The sequence below is a fragment of the Iodidimonas sp. MBR-22 genome (assembly GCF_029946565.1).
Classification (GTDB): Bacteria; Pseudomonadota; Alphaproteobacteria; order Sphingomonadales; family Rhodothalassiaceae; genus Iodidimonas; species Iodidimonas nitroreducens.
The window spans coordinates 17,214-35,858 of sequence record NZ_JARKVQ010000007.1; the positions used below are offsets into that span (position 1 = coordinate 17,214).

General features: G+C 56.1%; 16 protein-coding genes and 1 tRNA gene. 11 read left to right on the plus strand and 6 right to left on the minus strand.

All coding sequences use genetic code 11. The annotated features are described in order from the left end of the window. Positions 1 to 120 precede the first annotated feature (120 nt). Complete coding sequence (raiA, locus tag QK300_RS06825) at positions 121 to 741, plus strand: ribosome-associated translation inhibitor RaiA (RefSeq protein ID WP_281300959.1); 621 nt, start codon at positions 121 to 123, stop codon at positions 739 to 741. A 57-nt stretch (positions 742 to 798) separates the two neighbouring features. Further along, positions 799 to 1,257, plus strand: coding sequence for a PTS IIA-like nitrogen regulatory protein PtsN (ptsN, locus tag QK300_RS06830; RefSeq protein WP_281300960.1), 459 nt, complete (start codon positions 799 to 801; stop codon positions 1,255 to 1,257). Here ptsN and QK300_RS06835 read toward each other — a convergent pair whose 3' ends face one another. Continuing rightward, complete coding sequence (locus tag QK300_RS06835) at positions 1,258 to 1,794, minus strand: hypothetical protein (RefSeq protein ID WP_281300961.1); 537 nt, start codon at positions 1,792 to 1,794, stop codon at positions 1,258 to 1,260. A 216-nt stretch (positions 1,795 to 2,010) separates the two neighbouring features. Here QK300_RS06835 and QK300_RS06840 point away from each other — a divergent pair. The 3 genes from QK300_RS06840 to QK300_RS06850 all read left to right on the plus strand — a co-directional run bounded on the left by QK300_RS06840 (position 2,011) and on the right by QK300_RS06850 (position 3,818). Next, positions 2,011 to 2,087, plus strand: a tRNA-Arg gene (locus QK300_RS06840). A 46-nt stretch (positions 2,088 to 2,133) separates the two neighbouring features. After that, the gene (locus QK300_RS06845; RefSeq protein WP_281300962.1) at positions 2,134 to 2,487 is read left to right on the plus strand and encodes a helix-turn-helix domain-containing protein; all 354 of its coding nucleotides are present in this window, start codon (positions 2,134 to 2,136) and stop codon (positions 2,485 to 2,487) included. Further along, positions 2,487 to 3,818, plus strand: a complete 1,332-nt coding sequence (locus tag QK300_RS06850; protein WP_281300963.1) for a HipA domain-containing protein — start codon at positions 2,487 to 2,489, stop codon at positions 3,816 to 3,818. Before QK300_RS06845 ends, QK300_RS06850 begins: the two co-directional genes overlap by 1 nt. A 125-nt stretch (positions 3,819 to 3,943) precedes the next feature. Here QK300_RS06850 and QK300_RS06855 read toward each other — a convergent pair whose 3' ends face one another. Both QK300_RS06855 and QK300_RS06860 read right to left on the minus strand, forming a co-directional pair. After that, positions 3,944 to 5,437 carry an ankyrin repeat domain-containing protein gene (locus QK300_RS06855; protein ID WP_281300964.1) on the minus strand — a complete coding sequence of 498 codons (1,494 nt, stop codon included), beginning with the start codon at positions 5,435 to 5,437 and terminating at the stop codon, positions 3,944 to 3,946. A gap of 563 nt (positions 5,438 to 6,000) precedes the next feature. After that, positions 6,001 to 7,050, minus strand: coding sequence for an AraC family transcriptional regulator (locus tag QK300_RS06860; RefSeq protein WP_281300965.1), 1,050 nt, complete (start codon positions 7,048 to 7,050; stop codon positions 6,001 to 6,003). 160 nt (positions 7,051 to 7,210) lie between these two features. On the opposite strand from QK300_RS06860, the gene QK300_RS06865 reads away from it, so the two are divergent. The 4 genes from QK300_RS06865 (at position 7,211) to QK300_RS06880 (ending at position 13,615) form a co-directional block, all read left to right on the plus strand. Beyond that, the gene (locus tag QK300_RS06865) at positions 7,211 to 9,511 is read left to right on the plus strand and encodes a TonB-dependent receptor (RefSeq protein ID WP_281300966.1); all 2,301 of its coding nucleotides are present in this window, start codon (positions 7,211 to 7,213) and stop codon (positions 9,509 to 9,511) included. Positions 9,512 to 9,521: 10 nt separating this feature from the next. Further along, complete coding sequence (locus QK300_RS06870) at positions 9,522 to 10,493, plus strand: alpha/beta hydrolase (RefSeq protein ID WP_281300967.1); 972 nt, start codon at positions 9,522 to 9,524, stop codon at positions 10,491 to 10,493. 398 nt (positions 10,494 to 10,891) lie between these two features. Then, the gene (gene dcm / locus QK300_RS06875) at positions 10,892 to 12,157 is read left to right on the plus strand and encodes a DNA (cytosine-5-)-methyltransferase (protein ID WP_348651843.1); all 1,266 of its coding nucleotides are present in this window, start codon (positions 10,892 to 10,894) and stop codon (positions 12,155 to 12,157) included. A 207-nt stretch (positions 12,158 to 12,364) separates the two neighbouring features. After that, complete coding sequence (locus QK300_RS06880; protein ID WP_281302279.1) at positions 12,365 to 13,615, plus strand: type II restriction endonuclease; 1,251 nt, start codon at positions 12,365 to 12,367, stop codon at positions 13,613 to 13,615. An 8-nt stretch (positions 13,616 to 13,623) separates the two neighbouring features. Here the strand turns inward: QK300_RS06880 and fghA are convergent, their stop codons facing one another. Genes fghA through QK300_RS06895 form a run of 3 tightly spaced genes read right to left on the minus strand, consistent with a single transcriptional unit; the run spans position 13,624 to position 16,433 of the window. Then, entirely contained in the window at positions 13,624 to 14,481 is an 858-nt protein-coding gene (gene fghA / locus QK300_RS06885) for an S-formylglutathione hydrolase (RefSeq protein WP_281300970.1), read from the minus strand. A gap of 20 nt (positions 14,482 to 14,501) precedes the next feature. After that, positions 14,502 to 15,611 (minus strand): S-(hydroxymethyl)glutathione dehydrogenase/class III alcohol dehydrogenase, encoded by a 1,110-nt coding sequence (locus QK300_RS06890; protein ID WP_281301082.1) that lies wholly within the window; start codon positions 15,609 to 15,611, stop codon positions 14,502 to 14,504. 42 nt (positions 15,612 to 15,653) lie between these two features. Continuing rightward, positions 15,654 to 16,433 carry an enoyl-CoA hydratase-related protein gene (locus QK300_RS06895; RefSeq protein WP_042083988.1) on the minus strand — a complete coding sequence of 260 codons (780 nt, stop codon included), beginning with the start codon at positions 16,431 to 16,433 and terminating at the stop codon, positions 15,654 to 15,656. 89 nt (positions 16,434 to 16,522) lie between these two features. Between QK300_RS06895 and QK300_RS06900 the strand changes: the two genes are divergently transcribed. Together QK300_RS06900 and glpK are read left to right on the plus strand one after the other, a co-directional pair. Then, positions 16,523 to 16,990 carry a hypothetical protein gene (locus QK300_RS06900; protein WP_281300971.1) on the plus strand — a complete coding sequence of 156 codons (468 nt, stop codon included), beginning with the start codon at positions 16,523 to 16,525 and terminating at the stop codon, positions 16,988 to 16,990. 68 nt (positions 16,991 to 17,058) lie between these two features. Beyond that, the gene (gene glpK / locus QK300_RS06905; RefSeq protein ID WP_281300972.1) at positions 17,059 to 18,549 is read left to right on the plus strand and encodes a glycerol kinase GlpK; all 1,491 of its coding nucleotides are present in this window, start codon (positions 17,059 to 17,061) and stop codon (positions 18,547 to 18,549) included. Positions 18,550 to 18,645: the final 96 nt, after the last annotated feature.

Consider the following 18,645-nt stretch of genomic DNA (forward strand, 5'->3'; position numbering starts at 1 on the left):
ATGTGATTGCAGCCCCCATGGGGGTTTGTGCTAATATAGCCATGTCGTCGCATTTTATGTCTCAACCACCAGCGACAGATGCTTCTTTGGTTCAATCAAACGGATGGAAAGGCTGACAGGATGCAGATCAATGTTTCCGGGCGGAAAATTAATGTTGGTGATGCACTGAAAACCTATATCGATACTCGCCTTGAGGCGATGGTCGAGAAATATTTCAGTCGCTCGATCGAAGCCCATGTCACCCTTTCGAAAAACGGGCCTTTTTTCCATTTCGATTGTTCCTTGCATGTGCGCCATGGCATTCATATGCAAAGCAGCGCTGAAGCCGATGATGCCCATGCGGCTTTTGATCTGGCGCTGGATAAACTGGAAAAGCAGTTGCGTCGGCATAAACGACGCCTTAAAGATCGCCATACATCCGGTCGCGCCGGGATGGAAGAAGAAGTGGCGCTGATCGCTCAGGCTTATGTTTTGCAGCCTGATGAAGAAGATGCCGATGATGCGGCAGATTTGAATGGCGCCCATGGTGATGGCGATTTGGCAGATGATCAGCCGGTGATCGTGGCGGAAACGCGCACCGAAATTCCCCATGTCTCGGTTGGGGATGCGGTGATGCTGATGGATTTGTCCGATCAGCCGGCGTTGATGTTTCGCAATCGCAAAAATGGCCAGTTCAATGTTGTCTATCGCAGGCCGGATGGCAATATCGGTTGGGTTGATCCCGCTGAAACGAAGATTTAAGGATGCGCAGGCCTTTTTAAGGGCTGCACTCAGTGTTCAGACACAGGTTGGAGCGGGATGGAAATCGACGATCTGATCGGGCCCGCAAGCATTTTGCCGGGGCTCAAATCCAGAAGCAAAAGGCAGGTTCTGCAAGACTTGTCTGCACATGCGGCCGAGCTTATCGGAATGCCGGAGCGAACGATCTTCGACATTCTGACCGAGCGCGAGCGTTTGGGCACTACCGGTGTGGGCCAGGGCGTGGCGATTCCCCATGGGAAAGTGCCGGGTCTTGATAAGGTGTTTGGGCTGTTTGCGCGCACCAACGAGCCTATCGATTTTGAATCCATGGATGATCGGCCGGTTGATCTTTATTTTCTGCTGCTTGCCCCCGAAGGGGCAGGGGCCGATCATCTCAAGGCTTTGGCGCGGGTTTCCCGTTTGTTTCGGGATAAGGCCCTGTGTGAAAAATTACGTGGGGCGGAGGGCGGCGATGCCCTTCATGCCCTGCTTTTGCGCAAGGCGGCGGCGGCCTGATCATCGGCTGTCCGATGTTTGGGCTGATGTTTGGATCAAGGCCTGCCGTTCTTCCTGAAGATAGGCATTGAGCCCGGCCACCGCCTGTTCCAGCCTTTGCAGGCTGCTTTCGATATCCCGGCCGGGCACATCATCGCCATTATTCTGGCCGGCATAAAGGGTGACGCGGGCCGTATCGGTGGTGCGCCACAGGGCGGAAAGCCGGCTTTCCACTTGGCTCAAGCGTGAAAGCGCGACTTGGGCCGTGCGATAGCTCATGCCTTGTAATTGTGTATTCTCCTCAATTCTTATCGCTTGTTTGGCCTCTTCATAATAGCGGCGATTTTGGGCAGCGTCCCCGAGCAGGGCCTCAAGACGGGTCGGCAGTTCTGCAAGCACGGCCTTGGCTTCAAGGGGGCTTTGGCTTTGGCCGACAGGTGAAGGCGGTGGCATGGCAATGGTGGGCAGCAGGGTTACTTCGCTTGCGGGGGGATCTCCCGCCAATCGCGGCCAAGATCCCTCATTGGCAGAACAGCCAGCCACAAACAGCATGGCCATGAGCGGGATGCCCTTTTTTGTGGCGCTTATACGTCTGAAGCTTTTGGCGATGGTTATGATGCGCATGCGGATATCCCCTGATGAAAAGCGGCCATATCCTTATCGTGCCACAGAACTGTGATTTCTGTGAATAAAGGGCTTGCCAGCCTTCATGGATGTTTATATGGTCCGCCACCTCACCGCAATGCTGTGCGGCTGAAAATTGATGATGATCACGCGCTCGTAGCTCAGCTGGATAGAGCACCAGACTACGAATCTGGGGGTCGGGAGTTCGAATCTCTCCGAGCGCGCCATTTTCCCCCCATAAAATAATTCCTTTGGCGCTTTTAAGCAGCTTCTGTGGGCATCGGCTTTTCATCCGCGCTTGCGGATAAAATTATTTTATCATCGAACGCGGATATTGCTTTTTTATCCGCGTTCGCGTATATTGAATGGTGGAGGAACACCATGCCGATACGCGATCCCCAACAGCTCGGCGCAGCGCTTCAACGGGAGCGAAAGCGTCAGGGCCTGACCCAGACACAGCTCGCCGAAAAAGCCGGACTGCGTCAGCAGACGATTTCAGCCGTTGAGGGTGGCAAGCCGCGCTCCGAGCTTCAGGTTATCTTCGACATCATGGCCGCCCTTGGGCTTGAGGTGGCGCTCAGCCCGCGCGACGGCAAGACATCTCCAAGTCTTGAGGACTTGTTCTGATGGGCCGGAAACGCAAATCCGGCGTGCTCACCGTCGCGCTGAACGGGCGTGTTGTGGGCAGGCTTGGGCGCGCCGCCGATGGTGCGACGCGCTTCGGCTACGTCCAGGACTGGCTCGATTGGGAGTATGCAATCCCGGTCTCCCGCTCTATGCCGCTCGTAGACCGGCCCTTTACCGGCCTTGCCGTCAGGGCGGTCTTCGACAATTTGCTTCCCGACGATGATCGCATCCGGGCACGGATCGCGGCCAGAGTGGGTGCCGACGGGACCGATGCTTTCTCGATGCTCGCCGCGCTTGGCCGCGATTGCGTTGGCGCGCTTCAGTTTCTCCCGGAAGACATGCCGCCCGCACCGCCCGGCCCGCCGGAAGGCGAGCCCATCAGCGCAGAGGCAATCGCCGAGCGCATTCGCTCGCTCAGCGTCGCGCCTCTTGGCATGCGTGGCGGCGATGATAGCTTTCGGATTTCGCTGGCGGGCGCACAGGACAAAACCGCCCTTCTTTATCATGAGGGCAAGTGGATGATGCCGACCGGCACCACCCCGACCACCCATATCCTGAAGCCCCAGATCGGGAGGGTCCAAACCCCCGGTGGTGAGGTGGACCTCTCCGAAAGCGTGCAGAACGAGCATGTCTCTATGGCGCTTTGCAGCGCGCTCGGGCTGGCCGTGGCCCCGACTGAAATCCTTCAGCTTGACGATGATCTTCTTGTTCTCAGCATTGAGCGCTTTGATCGCCGCCTTGACGGCAAAGGGCGTCTCCTGCGGCTTCCTCAGGAAGATTTATGTCAGGCGCTCGGCATCCTGCCGACCGGCAAATATGAAAGCGACGGCGGCCCCGGCATCGAAAACTGCCTCGCCCTCTTGAAATCGAGCGATCACCCGGACGCCGACCGGCGCGCGTTCATGAAGGCCCAGATCATCTTTTGGCTGATCGGTGCGACCGACGGCCACGCGAAGAATTTTTCCCTGTTTCTGGAACCACAGGGGCGCTTCAGGATGACACCGCTCTACGACATTCTCTCGACCCAGTGGCAGCATGACTGCCGCCAGATATCCCGCAATGCATTCCGGCTTGCGATGGCGATCGGCGACAAGCGACGGTATAAGGTGACGGAAATTGCGCCACGCCATTTTGCGCAAACCGCAAAGCGCGCAGGCTTCCCGCTCGACGTGCTGCATGAGGCGATGGGCGAGATCGTGAGCGCGCTTCCACGTGCCTCAGAAGCCTTGACAGATCAATTGGACGCCCGTGTGTCAGCCGCCATGGCAGAGGCTATCTTGGCCGCCGCAAACACGAGAGCGCAGCAGATCGCAGCGTATTTGAATGGCTGATATCAGCCATGCTCTGTCATGCTCTGTGTATGGAGTCGGTGTGACAAGGGAACAGATCGGCGGTAATACCGGTTCCATGCCAGCGGCTTTTACGCATGGCTCATAAGCTCTCCGCCATGCGGTGGCTAGTGATGTGACCCGAGGCGGGTGTTGAGCGATTGCCGTTCATCGGTCGTCAACTGTTCATTCCGTTCGAGATACCAGAGCACCGAATTCCCCATGCTATCCACCGCCCCGCTATCGGCACCCGCTTCCAACAACAGCTCGATCAGCCCGGGCGATGCGTTTTCTGCCGCATAGATCAGCGGCGTGCGCCCATCTCGTTCCAGCTGATAGCATTCGTTCCGATCAACCGATGTGCGGGCAGAAGGGTCCGCCCCTTCAGAGAGAAGAAATTGCGTTGTCGGGAGATCGTTTCTTTGGGCCGCGTACATCAAGGGGGTTTTTTGGAACCAGTTGGTCGGTGCATTCACGTCGGCCCCGAGTGACAGGGCGAGTTCCATGAGGGGCCCATCCCCCAGTGCGGCGAGGAACAGTTCGTTCAGGTTTTCCATGCGCTTGTCTTTTGGTCGCCGGAAGCCTGCCTGTGAAATCGCCTGTTCCAGCCGCTCCAAGAGTTGGCGCACCCGCTCCGCCCCTTGCCGGGTGTAGGTGGCGGCCAGAACGGCATCGTGCCAAATACTATAGTCCCAAAGACCGTCGTCACTAAGCGGTTTGCCTGTTTCAGGCTCGGGTGAAAGCGCGAGCAGCGCATCAATGGCGGCGGCGGCAATATCCTTGGGGGCGCTTTCCCCAGTGATGTTGAAAGGGCCGTGCGCATCATCAATGACAGCCGTCAGGTGAAATGGATCGGACGAATGATTATAGATTAACCGGTCGGCGAGAAACCGGTAGCCCTGTTCCGCAAGGCGCTTTGCCTCGTCATCGCTTGAGGTGAAAAAGTGCCGGTAATAAGCCGTCATCTGCTGTATAAATCCAGCCCGACTTGCCTTATATGCCTCATAAATCGACCAGCTTGTCGGGTCGTCCAAACCCCATGCCAGAAATCGCACCTCCCGCGCGGCGTCGGCCTTGGCGGTTGCGATAACGGGTCTGCGCTCGAAAGCGGCCGCCATGGCATGAGGCCGATGAAACAGTGTCAGAAGGGGCAGTTCGAGGGGGTCGGCGGTCCACCCCATCGTGCCCCGGCATCGGTATTGGGGCACCCCATAGATCGGTTTCATTGCATGGAAGAAAGCCGATTGCGCGATAAAGGCTTCAACGCTGTCTATGCTTGGCAAAAGATCGATGCTGCAGACGGTTTCCGGCTTTCTGTCGTTGCTCAGCCGCAGGAGCGAGGCGCTTGTGGGGTGCGCAAGGTCATGGTGCGGCGCAGATGCGGTGTAAAGAGCGCCGTTGTGTTTGAAGATAGTGACGACATCGCTTGGGCCATAGCTGGCCAGCGCCTTTGGGGTCTCTCCGAGCGCGGCCACACTCGCCGCCGATAGCATATCCGAGCGGGGGTCAAGAAGCCGAAAGGGGCGATCAGATTGTTCGGCTTCATGCGCCGCCCATGCCTTGCGATAGGCATCCGCATCCTCCACCAGAAAAAGCCGCGCGCCGATATATCTCCAGCCCATTTCTGCGCCTTCAATGTGAAGGGTCTCGAAATTTCCGTCATCATCGATATCGATCGGCGCGAAATAGGATCGATCATATAATCCGCCATATCTGCCATAGGCGCGGGCATGGGTCTGCCTTTCGGGCGGAAAGCGGATGATCTCCGTTTCGGGAAAGGCCGGTTGAAGATCAAGCCAGGTTTCACCTATCGGCTTTTCCGATTGAAAAACATCGACCCACGCCGATGAGAAGGCGCGGCACAGCTCTTGATCCCTATTCTCAATCGGTGTTGGGGTGAAGGGCGAGACGGCAGGCATTTCTTCTTGCGCAAGGGCACTGAAAGCAAGGCCATTGAACGCAAGAGATGCGGCAATGAAGGCGAGAAAAAGGGACAATCGTCTCATCAGCCAAACTCCGGATATTTGTATAACTTAAGGAGAATAATGGAATAAAAACGACCATGTTGGGTAGTAAATTTAAAACATCTTAAAAACAGGCTCGGGCAGCGATTTTGCGAGGCGAGCGAGATGATCCCGGCATGGCCAGCCCGCCCCACAACAGGGGGAGCATTTGGATCTCGCGCTCATCCTTGCTTATATTGCGAGGGTGTGACGCCATTTTGCGCCTTGAAAGCACGTGTGAAGCTGCGAAAATCTGCGTAATTCAGTAAGTCTGCGATCTCGGCAAGATCATACCCAAGATGCAGCAGGATTTTTGCCCGGTCATCGAGCGCCCGCTGTTTCAGGCTGCGAAAATCCACACCCTCATTCGCAAGTCTGCGGCGCAGGGTTGCAACGCTCATTCCCAGCGCCCGCGCGATCAGGGATTGCTCGCTTATGCCATGTTCAAATTGTGCGCGAACCCGGTCGGTTATCGACATCCGCGTCGGCTGTTTCGGGCCACGCGCTTCGATCAGATCGACAATCTTGCGATAGACGGCATTTTCCGCAGGCAATCCGGTCGGACTGCCCGTCACAGATAGGCTGGCAGCAGAAACATCATAGCTCAGGGCATAGGTGCGCGCGTTCCATCGGATCGGAACACCAAGAAATTCCAGATGTGCCCTGTGTCCCTCGGGCCGTGGACGCCGCGTCCAGACCTTGCGCAGCTTGCCGTCCAACGCGTCGCCAGCGAGCAGCATGAGCGTGCAGTGCAGGAAAACCAGCACGCATTCCAGAAAGATATGGATATAGCCCTGTTCATCCTGCCGCATATAGGGAAAGCCGCGATCATCGATCAGATAGGTGATGCTGTCGGCATCTTCGCGCACGCCATTATAATGGCCGCCATGCAGCATGTTATAGGCCTGTGCCACTCGCTTCATCGCGGCGCGCAGTTCACCTTCGCCTGCCGCGCCCGACCAGACGAAATGCGTTGATCCCGGCATCAGCGAGCGCTGCGACAGCCTGCAGGTTTCGTCCCCGATTTCCAGCGATACCTGTTCCAGAACACGGAAATAATCAGCCAGATTGATCTCGTCTTCTGGCCCGGCACGTTCCAGATTTTGTGGCAGGCCCAGATCACGCATGATCCGCGCGACAATATCGCCCGATGCCGCTGTCATGATAGAGAGCGATTTCAGCGTCATGATCGGCACGGCATAACCACCGTCGAAGCCTAAGGTTCGGGCCATCTGATCCTCCCTTGCTGACGTAGTTTCGACGACATGAGCGAAATTGTACACCCTGTTTGATCCGGGCTGTCCTCGTCGCCGCCATATCCACCGGTTTATGATGTGTTTAATCACAGACGACCCTTCCGAGGGTCGCGCACATGAATGAGGGGAGGATGATATGAGATACAGCCCGGCGCAAGGCCATCTGGGCCACTGTGTTTTATCCGTGACGGGGTTGGCCTGCGCTGCCATAGCGCTTTTCCCGGTGATGGCAGAGGCGCAAGAGCAGGCGGGCTCTTCCGCGCGGCAGCCGGTTCTTGAGGAAATCATTGTCACTGCCCGGCGGCGTTCGGAAACGCTTCAGGACGTGCCGGGGGCGGTTTCCGCGTTTTCTGAAAATCTGATCGCGAACTTGCAGGCTGATGATCTCAGCGGTCTGCAATATGCCGTGCCCAATCTGTATCTCGAAGAAGGCGATGCATCGAATGCCGTTATTTTTCTGCGCGGTGTGGGGCAGAATGATTCCCTTGCTTTCGTCGAATCGGGCGTTGCAGTTTATGTGGATGATGTTTTCATTTCCCGAACGCAGGCCGCTTTTCTTGATCTGTTCGATGTGGAACGGGTGGAGGTTTTGCGCGGACCTCAGGGCACACTCTATGGCCGCAATTCACCCGGCGGTGCCATCAAGTTCATTTCCACCGTCCCGCCCGAAAGCTTTGAGGCCGATTTCGAGATCGGCGGCGGCCGTTTCGAATTTCTGACCCTGAAGGGCCGGGTTGGCGGCCCGATCATCAAGGACAAGCTGCATGCCAAGCTGGCGGTGGCGCTGACCAATCATGACGGGATCAACCGCAACAGTTTTACCGGGCGGCGTGACGGTGATACCGAATCCCTTGCCTGGCGCGGGGCGCTGACCTTCACGCCTCATGACGATCTGACCCTTAGCCTGACGACCGATGGCAAGCTGGATCGCCCCGATACATCGAAAAGCCCCATTCGCGAAACGCCCCTGCTGGCTTTTCCGGATTTCTTCAATGCACCGGACCAATCTGTCATTCTGCCGCCTAATGACGATCCCTTCGTGGTCGATACCAATGCCAACGGGTTGAATGATCTGACCAGTTTTGGCTTTACCTTGAAAGCCGACTGGCAGATTTCCGAAAGCTGGTCTCTGGAATCCATTTCGGCTTATCGGGAGATGGATTTCGATCTGACCCTCGATACCGATGGCTCACCCCTGCCGGTGCTGGATGTGTCATTGTTTCAAGATCAGTGGCAGGTCAGTCAGGAGTTTCGGGCCAGCTATGACAATGGCAGGGGCTTTACCTTCACCGGCGGCGTTTTTTACTTCCATGATTCTGACCTCACCTTATCGGGTTTTGATGCGCAGGCAGGGGCGCTGCCGGCTTTCGGATTGCCGCTGGCCCTGTTTGCCCCCAATAGCCAGCTCGCCGATACCGATCAGCGGACCGATTCCATCGCCGTATTTGGCCATTCCACCATCGATCTGAGCGACAGCCTCAGTTTGGAACTGGGATTGCGCTATACCTATGATGAAAAAAGCTCCCGCCGACGGTTCGAGCTGTTTGCGCCGGATATTCGGGTCGCGCAGGATTTTCCACCTTTCCTCGCGGGCGTTGGCACGCCGCTCAACACCATTTCGGGCAAGGAGGATTGGGATGCGCTGACACCGAAGATCGCCTTGTCCTATGCGCCAAGGGATGGGCTGCTCACTTACGCTTCGGTTTCACGCGGCTTCAAAAGCGGTGGATTTGACGGGCGGGGTTCGACGGAGTTCCAGTTCCAGCCCTTTTCTCCTGAGACAGTCTGGACCTTTGAGGGAGGTGTGAAGTCAAGCTGGCTGGAAAATCGGCTGGCTATGAACGCCACCTATTTTTACAGCCGTTATCGCGATTTGCAGGTGACGTCTTTCGGGCGGGATGCCGAGACCGGCTTTTTCCAGAGCCTGTTCAGCAACGCAGCCGCGGCCCGCATTCAGGGCGTGGAGTTTGAACTCGCGGCCAGACCCATGGATCGTCTTTCCATCAATGCCACAGTTGGCTTTCTGGATGCCGAATATAAAGAGTTCATCACATTGGTGAATGGTGTGCCGGAAGATGTCAGTGATCGTGACCTGATCAACTCACCGAAATGGAATGCCAGTTTGGGGGCAACATGGGAACAGCCGGTTGGCAATGGCCTGCTCGGCGTTTTTCATCTGGATGCCGCCTATCGCGGTGATGTGGCCAATGAAATCACCGATTCACCGACGCTGCGTCAGGACGAATATATTCTGCTCAATGCCTTTATTTCGGTGAAAACCGATGACGACAGATGGGAACTGCGCGCGGGCGGCAAGAATATCACCGGTCGGGAAATCCGCGTGCAGGGCTTTAATCTGGCGGAATTTCCGGGCGTGGAAACAGCATTTTTCAGCAATCGCCGGAGCTGGGATCTGCGGCTGTTTTATCACTTTTAGGGGCCAATAGATGACTTTGGATGATGATGCCGCGGCTTTTTTGCGGGAAATGAACGCGGCAGCGGCGGATGGGCCGAGCTTTGCCGAGCTTGGTATCGTGGCCGCGCGCGAGATGAGCCATGCTTTGTTTACCGGTTTGGTGTCGTCCAGGGTGCCAGCCTGTCAGAGTGAGGATCTGTCCCTGATGGGGCGCGATGGTCCGATCGGCGCCCGCTTTTATCGGCCTGCCGGTCCTGTGGCAACCGAGCGGGCGATTCCACTCGTCGTGTTTTTTCATGGTGGCGGCTGGGCGATGGGTGATCTTGACAGCTATCATGAACTGGCTGGTGATCTGTGCGACCGCAGCGGCGTTGCGCTGCTTTCGGTGGATTATCGCCTTGCGCCGGAGCACCCTTTTCCCGCCGGGCTTCATGATTGTATCGATAGCCTGCGTTGGGTGGTGCGCCATGCATCAATGCTTGGTATCGACCCGGCCCGGCTTGGGGTGATGGGCGATAGCGCCGGTGGCAATCTTGCCGCTGTGGTGGCGCATCGGCTGCATGGCGGTGGCGAATTGGCGCTCAGGGCGCAATATCTGATCTATCCAATGCTGGATATCAGCCGCCCGCATGAGGCCTATCCATCGCGCATGGATTGGGGCGGCGGCGGCTATCTTCTGGATCGGGATGCCATCGATACCACAGCGGATTGGTATGTGCCCGATGCCACCATCAGCCGCGCCGATCCGGCTCTTTCTCCCCTTTTTATCGAGGATGTGTCCGGTCTGCCGCCTACTTTTCTGATCGCTGCCGGGCATGATCCTTTGCGTTCCGAGAATGAAATTTTCGTCGCGCGCCTCAAACATGCCGGGGTGAAGACCCATGATCGCTGCTTTGAAGGGGCGATCCATGCCTTCCTCTCTTTCCATCAATTCAAGGCGGCTCAAGCGGCCCGTAGCTGGCTGGGAGAGGCGATGGCGCAATTGATCGATGATGAATTTTAGGTTCAGCCGGTTGCGCCTGTCAGCCTGAAAGCCCACGGGCATGGTGGATCAGGTGATCATCGATGAAGCTGGCTTGAGCGATTAAATATCGCCGCGGCGATAGGCTAATGACCTCTATCTATTGTGTTTTTTAAAAAATTTAAAACTTTTTGAAAACAGGATCGGGAGCGATTTTGCAAGGCGCGCGAGGTGAGCGAAATTGTACAGCCTGTTTGATCCGGGCTGTATTCGGTGCCGCCACATCCACCGGTCTATGATGTGCTTAATCACAGGCGGTTCTGATTGCGTATTTTATTCTTGCACCGCATAGAACAAAATGCGAACATGATATAAAGCTTTTAAAATCCGCTGGGACGATTTATGACAGAATGTCAATAAATGACACGGAGATATTGGCCATGAATGCTCCCACCGGCACGCATTTTTCCGCATTGATGAGCCATGCCGGCCTAGGCATCAGGGATGTAGCCGCGCTGCTGAGCATGAGCGAGCGATCCGTGCGACGCTATATGAAAGGTGAGGGCAAGCGGATCGATCCGCTTAAGCTTGAAAAATTGAGCAATATTGCGAATGCGCGGGGCTTTCAAGATCGCTCCTGTGGCTTTCGTTTCATTGATCTTTTTGCGGGCATAGGCGGAATTAGAATTCCGTTTGAAGAAATCGGTGGGCGCTGTGTATTTACGGCTGAATGGGATCGTTTCAGCCAAGAGACGTATAAGGCCAATTTTCCTGAACGGGCAGACAGCGAACATATTTGTGCGGGGGATGTGCGGCCATTTGCGGATAGTCCACAAAAAATTCCTAAGCATGATGTGCTGCTGGCTGGCTTTCCCTGCCAGCCTTTTTCTATTGCCGGGGTCAGCAAAAAAAATGCCTTGGGTCGTCCGCATGGCTTTCTTTGTGATACGCAGGGCACCCTTTTTTATGATCTCGCGAAAATCATTGCCTATCATCGCCCACCGGCATTCTTGCTGGAAAATGTAAAGAATCTGGAACGCCATGATGGCGGCAAGACATTTGCCACGATCATGAATGTTCTGGAAAATGAGTTGGGTTATCGCGTCTTTCATCGGGTTATCAGTTCGGCACCGTGGGTGCCACAAAAACGCGAGCGCATCTTTATTGTTGGGTTTAAAGATCAGCGGATGACTTTCGATTTCGACAGGCTTGCTATCCCCGAAGGAAATGGGCCCAAACTTGGTGCCATTTTGGATAAAGATGTTGATCCAAAATATACCTTGACCGAGAATCTGTGGACTTATCTTCAGGGCTATAAGGAAAAACATCGCAGCGCTGGGAATGGTTTTGGCTATTCACTTTTTGGCCCGAAGGATGTGGCGCGCACTTTGTCTGCCCGTTATTACAAGGATGGGTCGGAAATTCTGATCGCGCAGGAAAACAAACGTCCGCGTCGCTTGACGCCGCGAGAATGTGCCCGTCTCATGGGGTTTGAGAAGCCGGGCAAGGCAGATTGGCAGATTCCCGTTTCTGATACACAGGCCTATCGTCAGTTTGGCAATGCCGTTGTCGTGCCGGTCGTGCGGGCGGTTGCGCAATTGATGCAGCCCAGTATTTTTAATGCCATGGTGCTGGATGGGCGCGAGGTTCCGAGCAGTTTTCAAGGACAACTGCCCCTGCCAGAGCCTTTGATAGCGGCAGAATAATCCCCATTAATCAAAAGAATTTATAGGCCAAGCCAGATGATTGGAGGCATTCGTTTAAATGTGCCGCACCGATTGATAAAAATCTTTAACATACTACTTATAGAAAAGTTGTGGTAAAGGCATATAATCATCGGATTTTTCCATAAGTTGTATAAATCCGCTTTTTGTGACTGAGCTCTGATGATAGATTAAGGGAGAACAGACACGATGAAACGTGGGCAATTGGCTGACTATTTCGAAGGCGTGGGGGTGAAGCGGCTTTCGGCGGTGGATGCCGAGCCAAAGACTTCAAACCAGCATGAAATCGGCACGACCCAAAAGATGCGTCATGATTTTCTTGGCACAGAAGATCAGAAGACATTCGATGTGATCTATGTCTGGCTCGGCGAAGATCAGGATGGCATGACAATCGAAGGCTGGGCAACTCACTATGATGCGCGGCGAAACAAGCCCAGGGCGGGGGAATGGCGGCTTTACTACCCTTCCAATCCGGTCACCGAGATGATGCAGAGCGGAGATACTCTTTTTCTTGCAAAGGCCAGACAAAAAAATCGGCACCAAAACCAGCGCGATCTTTTGTGGTTCATTGTGGTGCCCGAGGGATCGACCAACGAGCAGCAGCTTTTCTGGCTGTTTGGTCTGCATCCCGGGGATCAGTCCTTCGTTTCCCGGGAATTTACTGACGCAGAGCCGGAGCTGGATTTCGCTGCCCGATATATCCTCGATGAGGTGGGGATCGAATTTGAAGAGCCGGAAGCCAACTCGCTTGACAGTATCATTGAAAAATTTGGTACCACCTTTCCGAAAACGTCTGAGTTTTCCCAGCTTGCCCGGCTAACCCTTCCTGAAGTTCGAGCTGAGGACGATCCTGATGGGGCCTTATTGGCATGGCTTGATCATGAAGAAGCGTTGTTTCGTCGCCTAGAACGGCGTGTCGTGGCTGAGCGCCTTGCGCAGGGCTTTGTCACGGCGGAGACTATTGATGTGGACGGGTTTCTCAGTTTTTCTTTGGGGGTGCAAAATCGTAGAAAATCACGTATGGGCCATTCCTTGGAACACCACATCGCTGCGGTGCTTGATGCTTATGGTATCGCCTATGTTCGGGGTGCAAAAACCGAACATAATCACAAGCCGGATTTTCTTTTCCCCAGCTTAGCGGCTTATCAGGCTGCCGCCTGTGATGAAGAAGGTTTGGTTATGCTGGCGGCGAAATCCAGCTGCAAAGATCGGTGGCGACAGGTTCTAACAGAAGCTGAGAAAATCCCGCGAAAGCACCTTCTCACTTTGCAGCCCAGCATAACAAAATCGCAAACGGATCAAATGCTGGCTGCACAACTTCACTTGGTAGTGCCAAAGGCGGTCCAAGTCACATACAGCCCGAGCCAGCATGACAGCCTCTTATCGGTGAAGGATTTTATCAATTTCATTCAAGCCCGGCAGAAAGCGGCGATCAGCTAATATTATAGTTAAGCTCCCATCAGGCTGCGGGCATGGTGGATCAGGTGATCATCGATGAAGCTGGCGATGAAATAATAGCTGTGATCATAGCCATCCAGTCGGCGCAAGGTCAGCGCCTGGCCTGCCTCGGTACAGGCCTGCTCAAACAGATGAGGCTGTAACTGGCTGTCGAGAAAATCATCAGCCAGCCCTTGATCGATCAGAATATGGGCCGTGCTTTTATAGGTGCCCACAAGGGCGCAGGCATCATAAGCGCGCCATTTCTCGCGATCCGCCCCCAGATAGGCGGTGAACGCCTTTTCCCCCCATGGCACCTGCGCGGGGGCGACGATGGGGGCAAAGGCAGAGACGGTTTTAAACAGATCGGGATGCCGGAAATGCAGCACCAGCGCCCCATGGCCGCCCATGGAATGGCCCGCAATGCCCATTTTGCCGCTGCCTTCCTGCGCTGATCCCAGCCCCAGTTCTTGTGCCAGCAAAGCCGGTAATTCCCGGGCGATATAGCGCTCCATCCGATAATGCCGGTCCCACGGCTTTTGGGTGGCATCCACATAAAAGCCCGCGCCCAAGCCCAGATCATAAGCGGCATCGGGCGCATCGGGCACAGCATCGCCGCGCGGGCTGGTATCGGGGGCCACAAGGATCATGCCCAGTTCCGCCGCCTTGCGCTGCGCCCCGGCTTTGGTGATGAAATTCTGCTCAGTGCAGGTCAGCCCCGAAAGCCAGATCAGGATCGGGGCGGTGGCGGCATCCACATCGGGCGGCACATAAAGGCCAAAGCGCATCTCGGTCCGGCAGGCCTCGCTTTCATGGAGATAAATGCGCTGATGGCCTTCAAACATCTTGTGATCGGAGAGAATCTGCATGTCAGCCTAACCCTTTGGCATCAATAAACAATGACGGAGCGGATGCTGTCGCCGCTGCGCATCAGATCAAAGGCGGTGTTGATCTCATCGAGCGGCATTTTATGGGTCACCAGATCATCGAGATTGATCCGCCCATCGAGATACATATCGACGATTTTCGGCACATCGGTGCGGCCCCGCGCCCCGCCGAAAGCCGAGCCGCGCCACACCCGCCCGGTCACAAGCTGGAAGGGCCGGGTGGAAATTTCCTCGCCCGCCCCGGCCACGCCGATGATCACGCTTTCGCCCCAGCCCTTGTGGCAGCATTCAAGGGCGGCGCGCATGGTGGCGGGCTTGCCGATACATTCAAAGCTGTAATCCGCCCCGCCGCCGGTCAATTCCACCAGATGGCCTACCAGATCGCCTTTGACCTCTTTGGGATTGACGAATTCGGTCATGCCGAATTGCTGCGCCAGCGCCTTTTTGGCGGGGTTGATATCCACCCCGATGATGCGTTTCGCCCCCACCATTTTCAGCCCCTGAATAACATTCAAGCCAATGCCCCCAAGGCCGAAAACGACGGCGGTGCTATCGGGCTCAACCTTGGCGGTATAGATCACCGCGCCAATGCCGGTGGTAACCCCACAGCCGATGGTGCAGACCTTATCAAAGGGCGCATCTTTGGAGATTTTGGCCAGGGCGATGTCTGGCAGCACGGTATAGTTGGCAAAGGTGGATGTGCCCATATAATGCAGGATCGGCTTGCCCTTATAGGAAAAGCGCGAGGTGCCATCGGGCATCAGCCCTTGCCCTTGGGTGCTGCGAATGGCCTGGCACAGATTGGTTTTGGGATTGAGGCAATAATCGCATTCCCGGCATTCCGGGGTATAAAGCGGGATCACATGATCGCCGGGCTTGAGACTCGTGACCCCGGGGCCGGTTTCTACCACTATCCCTGCGCCTTCGTGGCCCAAAATGGCCGGAAAGGCCCCTTCAGGGTCGGCCCCCGACAGGGTGAACTGATCGGTATGGCACACCCCGGTGGCTTTGATTTCCACCAGCACCTCACCCCTTTTGGGGCCTTCAAGCTGAACGGTTTCGATCTCCAAAGGCTTGCCGGCTTCAAAGGCGATTGCGGCCCTTACATCCATGGTCATTCTCTCCGTTTTTCATAGTCATGACAGGGGCTGATATCAGAATTGACTAAAATCGGGGCGCCGCTTCTGCGCAAAGGCCATAAAGGCTTCCCGCGCTTCGGGGGAGACGAGACGTTCGGCAAACAAGGCCCCCTCGCGGTCCATCTGCGCGGCGATCAACGCCCCATCGCGCATCAGCCTTTTGGTCAAAGCCAAAGCGCCGGGGGCTTTCTGGCTTAGCATATGGGCCTTTTCCCGCGCCGTGACAAGCACATGCGCCGCATCAAGGGCTTCATTGGCCAGCCCCAGTTCGGCGGCCTCGGCCCCCTCCATCACGGCACCACAGGCAAACATGGCATAGGCCCGGCGGGGGCCGATGATCTGGGGCAGCAAAAGGCTCGATGCGGCTTCCGGCACCAGCGCCAGATCCACAAAAGGCACCGAAAGCCGCGCATCTTTGGCCACATAAACAAGATCGCAATGTAAAAGCAAGGTGAGGCCGATGCCCACGGCCAACCCCTCGACAGCCGCAATCACAGGCTTTTCATAATGCGCCAAAATCCGCAAAAGCCGCATCACCTGCATATCTTTGGCATCTCGCTGGCCGGTGGCGATCAGGCTGAAATCATGAATATCATTGCCCGATGTGAAAACCCCGCCTTCGCCGCGAAAAAGCACGGCCCTGATCCCCTCATCATCGGCGGCGGCTTCAAGCTGATCGGCAATCTGGCGATACATGGCATCGGTCAGGGCGTTTTTCTTGGGCACGCGGTTGAAGGCGATTTCGAGGATGGTGGCATTTCGGGTGATAAGAATGTCTTCCGGGCTATCGGGCATCGGCTCTGGTCCCTTGATCAATTGGGCTTGAAGATCGCCATGTTTGGGCGGATTTTTGTGCTAAAGTGCTTGGCGTCCAACTATAACCTATGAACGAAGCAGAAAGGAATGTCGCTATGCCCGTCAAGAGAAGGAACGGCAAATCTCGCTTATCCTGCCTGATTGCGGGGGCTTTTATAATGGTCTCGGCTTTCCCTGCCATAGCACAAAAGGGCCAATCCAACGAAGCCCAACAAGAGATGCGCTCCCAACCCGAAAAGATGAAGGCCAATATGGCGGACATGCGCAAGGCGATGAATGCCCGCCACAAGGAAGAGCGTAAAACCATGAAGGGCGCATCGACAGATGAGCGCAAGGCGATGGAAGAACGGCATCAGCGCGAACGGGCCGAGATGATGGACAAGGCCGATCTCTCGGACAAGGCGGATAAGGCGGATAAGGCGGAAAAAGCTGGCAAGGCAAAAAAATCCAAAGTCGAAAAAGAGAAGGCTGAAAAAGACATGCCTGAAAAAGAGAGGGGCGCTAAAAAAATTGAACCGCCCAAATTCAGGAATTAGGCTATCAAAGCGTTGGTCCCCTGGCCCGGGCCATAGTGAATGACAAGGACCTTATCTGGGGGATAGTGATGAGCAGGAAAACGACGGCACTGATGGCGCTCGATCAGGGGACAACCTCGAGCCGGGCCATGATCTTTGACAAGGCGGGGCAGGTGGTGGCCGCCGATCAGATGGAGTTTGAGCAGCATTATCCGGCCGAGGGCTGGGTGGAGCATGATCCCGACGATCTGTGGTCGAGCAGCCTGAAGGTGGCGCGCCGGGCTTATGAACAGGCACAGGCGCGGGGCTATGAGGTGGCGGCCATCGGGATCACCAATCAGCGGGAAACCACGATCATCTGGGATCGCCAAAGCGGCAAGCCGATCCATAAGGCCATCGTGTGGCAGGATCGCCGCACCGCCCAAAGATGCCGCGATCTGAAGGCTGATGGGGTGGAAGAGATGTTCCGCGCCCGCACGGGGCTGTTGCTCGATCCCTATTTTTCGGTCAGCAAAATCGCCTGGCTGCTCGATCATGTGGATGGGGCGCGCAGGGCGGCAGAAAATGGCGATCTGGCCTTCGGCACGGTGGATAGCTTTTTGCTGTGGAATCTGACCGGCGGCAGAGAACATGCCACCGATGTGACCAATGCCGCCCGCACCGGGCTTTTGAATCTGGAAACCCTGGAATGGGATGAAGACCTGCTGCGGCTGTTTCGGATTCCGGCAGCGATCCTGCCCCGGATCAAGGATTGCGCCGATGATTTCGGGACCAGCGATCCCGCCCTTTTTGGAGCGTCTATCCCTATCTGCGGCGTGGCCGGGGATCAACAGGCAGCCAGCATTGGCCAGTGTTGTTTCGCCCCCGGATCGATCAAAAGCACCTATGGCACCGGCTGTTTCGTTCTGATGAATGCGGGCAGCCGTCCGCCGGTTTCACATAATCGGCTGCTGTCCACGGTTGCCTATCGCTTGAAAGGGCAAACCGCCTATGCCCTTGAAGGCTCGATCTTCATTGCCGGGGCGGCGGTGCAATGGCTGCGTGATGGCCTGAAGATCATCGACAGTGCTGCGGAAAGCGAAGCTTTGGCTTCAGGCCTTGCGGATAATTCCGGGGTGTATCTGGTACCCGCCTTCACCGGCCTTGGGGCGCCGCATTGGGATCCCGATGCCCGGGGCGCGCTTTTGGGGCTGACCCGGGCCACCGGTCCGGCGCAGATCGCCCGGGCGGCATTGGAAGCGGTGTGCTATCAAACCCATGATCTGTTGGCGGCCATGGAAAGCGATGGCCTTGCCCCGCAATCCCTGCGGGTGGATGGGGGCATGGTGGGCAATGATTGGGCCATGCAGTTTCTGGCCGATATTTTAAATATCACCGTCGAGCGGCCTGCCGTGCGGGAAACCACGGCTTTGGGGGCGGCCTATCTGGCTGGCCTGCAATGCGGGATTTATGAAAATCTGGCCGACATCGAACAGAATTGGGCTTTGGAACATCGCTTTACCCCAAAGATGGAGCCCGAGGCCCGCAAGGGGCTGATCCATGGCTGGCAAAATGCGGTGGACCGGGTAAAAACCTGCTGAGCGCGGCATTTTGGGGCCATGGCGGTTTTCTTTTGCGCCTGCCTCTTGCCCGATCCGCTTAAATCTATAGAAAGCAGGGAAACGGGCAGCATTCGA